General features: G+C 74.5%; 3 protein-coding genes. All 3 read left to right on the top strand.

Annotation, left to right across the window (positions count from 1 at the left end; all coding sequences use genetic code 11):
- A partial coding sequence (locus MHW47_RS33660) for an alpha-hydroxy acid oxidase (protein WP_239227643.1) occupies nucleotides 1-772 on the top strand: 772 nt, incomplete at its 5' end.
- Nucleotides 766-2,136, top strand: a complete 1,371-nt coding sequence (locus MHW47_RS33655) for a cytochrome P450 (RefSeq protein WP_239227642.1) — start codon at nucleotides 766-768, stop codon at nucleotides 2,134-2,136. The genes MHW47_RS33660 and MHW47_RS33655, both read left to right, overlap by 7 nt.
- The coding region (locus tag MHW47_RS33650) for an MFS transporter (protein WP_239227641.1) at nucleotides 2,133-3,383 on the top strand (1,251 nt) is incomplete at its 3' end. The genes MHW47_RS33655 and MHW47_RS33650, both read left to right, overlap by 4 nt.

Here is a 3,383-nt window from a genome sequence, read left to right as displayed (position 1 = left end):
GGTGACGGGGGTGGCGGCGACGACGGCGGTGCGCGACGTGGTCGCCGCGGCGCGGGGGGCGGCCGCGGAGCCGGCGGTGTGGTTCCAGCTGTATCCGCACCCCCGGGCGGAGGTCACCGCGGCGCTCGCGCGGCGCGCCGAGGACGCCGGCTGCACGGCGCTGGTGGTGACCGTCGACTCGCCGGTGTTCGGCCGGCACGGCAGGGACCTGCGCAACGGGTTCACGGACCTGCCGCCCGGATACGCGGCGGAGAACATGCGCGACCTTCCGGGTGCCGCGCCCGGTGCGCTCACCGCGATCCCGATGTCCACGGCGCCGGGCTGGCCGGAGTTCGCGGAGATCGTGGCGGGTACCCCGCTGCCGGTGCTGGTGAAGGGCGTCCTGCATCCGGACGACGCGCGGCTGGCCGTCGAGCACGGGGCGGCCGGGGTGATCGTCTCCAACCACGGGGGCCGTCAGTGCGACACGGTCCCCGCGGCCGTGGACTGCCTGCCCGCCGTCGCCCGCGCGGTCGAGGGCCGGGTGCCCGTGCTGGTCGACGGCGGGGTGCGCCGGGGCGGTGACGCCGCGGTGGCCCTGGCGCTGGGCGCGAGCGCCGTCGGCGTCGGCCGCCCGGTGATGTGGGGGCTGGCCGCCGGCGGGGAGGCGGGGGTGCGGCAGGTCCTGGCGGCGCTGCGCGACGAGTACGCCCACACGCTCGCCCTGTGCGGAGGCCGCCGGAACACCGATCTGACGCCCGGCATGGTCGTACGGAGGGACGGGACGTGGTGAGGGCCAGGACGGGCACGGACACGTGGTGGCTGCCGCGCGCCGTGGTGGCGCTGCGGGTACGCATCTTCGAGAAGGTCAACGGGGACCGGGTGGTGACCCTCCCCAGCGACCGGCACGGGCCCGAGGTGTTCGAGCGGGTCTACGCCCACCCCCACGCCAACGGGCGGAGCGAGGGAGCGGGACTGTCCGACCTGTTCTGGTACTGGCTGGCGCCGGGGCCCGAGGTGCACCAGGAGCATCTGGAACCCGGCCCCCGCTACGAGGAGGTGGCCGCGACGACGCGGCGCGTCGTCGCCGGGAACTCGGCGGATCTGTCGGAGGCGGCGGCCCGCGCGGTCGCCGAGGTGCTGGACGCGCTGCCGGACGACCGGATCAGCCTCGTACGGCTGCGGGACCTGATGATGCCCGCCTGGGCCGCGTTCTGCTACAAGCTGGTGTTCCGTGAGCCGTGCCCGCCCGAGGCCCGGCGGCTGATCACGGCGCACGCCGATGACGTGATCACCGCGCTGAAGTGCACCGGCCTGCGCCATCCGCGCCGCCGCGCCCGGCTGACCGCCTATCTGCACGAGCGGGTCGCGGCCGGTCACGTACCGCACCGGCTGCCGGCCGGACTGTCGCCGCGCGAGCAGGTGCACTACCTGCAGGGGACCTTCTTCAACACGGCGGTCGTGCAGTTGTCGGAGGCCACGGCGCACGTCCTGCTCGCCGTCGCCCGCCATCCGCACGTGCAGCGGCGCCTGTGGGCCGACCCGGAGGACGACACGTATCTGACGCGGGTCCTGGACGAGACGATGCGCAGATACCCGCTGTTCGGCATCGCCCACCGCATCACCACCGGGGACATCCCCCTGGACGAGGAGACGGTGCTGCCCGCCGGTTCGGTGGTGTGCTTCAGCTACCCCGGCTACCACGCCACCGGGTACGAGCGGCCCGACGCGTTCGACCCGGACCGCTGGGCCGCCCTGACCGCCCGTGAGGTCCACCACATCCCGTACGGGGTCGCCGCGAACCGGCCCTGCCCGGCCTGGCGGCTGTCGCCGCTGGCGCTGCGCGCGGCGGTACGCGAGGTTACGGGCCGGTTCCGGCTGGAGTCGACGGCCTCCCACACCCGGTCCATCCCGCACCGGGCGCCGTGTCTGCTGGTCCCGCACGCCCTGCCGCCGCAGCCGCGCGGCCTGGGCGCGCTGCGCCGGTTCGTCCGGCTGCGGGACGGGGTGGAGGACGTCACGCGGGGCGTACGCCAGTTGGTCCTCGGCACGGTCATGGTGCTGCACGCCCGCCGACAGCGCCCGGCCGCACGGTACTTCGAGGAGCGGCGGGCCACGGGCTGTCCCGCCCACGGCCCGGAGGGAGGGAACGGATGACCGCGCCCCCGCCCGGCCGGCAGCCGTCGCTCGTGTCCCGGCCCGTGCTGTTCTGGTCCGGCGTGGCCCTCACCTGTGCGGGCGTCGGCCAGCACGTGTGGATGTTCGTCGACTCCGCGTCGATGGGGTTCCACATGGCGATGATGGGGATGTCCGGGGTGATGTGGGCAGCCATGGCCGCCATCGTCGTGGGCGTGGTGGTCTCCGGGTTCGCGGTCACGCACACCACGGGCGAGCCCGCGGCACCCCCCGGAGCACGGACCGACACGCCTCCGGCGCACCGCCGCCGGCTGATCGGGGTGCTGAGCTTCGCGCTGCTGGTGGACCAGATGAAGCCCGCCACGCTGGCGTTCATCCAGCCGGGCATGCGCGCCGAGTTCCAGCTGAGCGCCGCCGAGATCTCCTGGCTGCCGACCGTCGCGCTGAGCGGCACCGTGCTGGGCTCGCTCGTGGGCGGCCGCAGCGCGGACCGGATCGGGCGCAGGGCGACGATCCTCATCGCGTCCCTGCTGTTCCTGGGCACGACGGTGTGCGGGGCGATGCCGACGTACGGGGGCATCCTCACCATGTGCGCCCTGATGGGGATGGCGGCCGGAGGCATGCTGCCCGTCGTGTACGCCCTGATGACGGAGAGTCTGCCGCCCGGCAGGCGCGCCGCGATCATGGTCCTGCAGGCCGGGCTCACCACGACGGGCGGCTACATGGCGGCGGCGGGCCTGGCCGCGGTGCTGGTCCCGCTGACGGGGTGGCGTGTGCTGTGGTTCGCGCAGCTTCCGCTGGTGCTCATCCTCATCGCGATGAACCGGTGGATTCCGGAGTCGGCCGCGTTCACCGCCCAGCGGGCGCGGCCGGGGCACGTACCCGCCTCGGCCCTGTTCAGACGGCCGCAGACGGCCAGGACGCTGGTCGTCGGCGGCTACGCCTTGGCCTGGGGGCTCGTCTACTGGGGTTTCATCACCTTCCTGCCCAGTCAGCTGGAGGCCTCGGCCGAGGGCGGCATGTCGGCGGCGACCCTGCTGTTCCTGTCCTCGCTGCTGTCCATCCCGACGTGCGTGGTGGCGGCGTGGCTGTACATGCGCTGGTCGGCGAAGGGCACCATGGTCGTCTACGCGGCCCTCACCGTCGTGGCCCTGCTGGTGCTGGCCGCGGTCGGGCCGGACGGCGGGCGGGTCGTCCTGCTGACCGCGGTGATCCTGCTGTTCGCGGGCACGGCGGGGGGCATCGCGCTCATCGGCCCCTACACCGCC

The organism is Streptomyces sp. OfavH-34-F (assembly GCF_022347745.1).
Classification (GTDB): domain Bacteria; phylum Actinomycetota; class Actinomycetes; order Streptomycetales; family Streptomycetaceae; genus Streptomyces.
The sequence above is the reverse complement of the archived record's forward strand: the minus strand, read 5'-3'. Positions and strand labels throughout refer to the sequence as shown.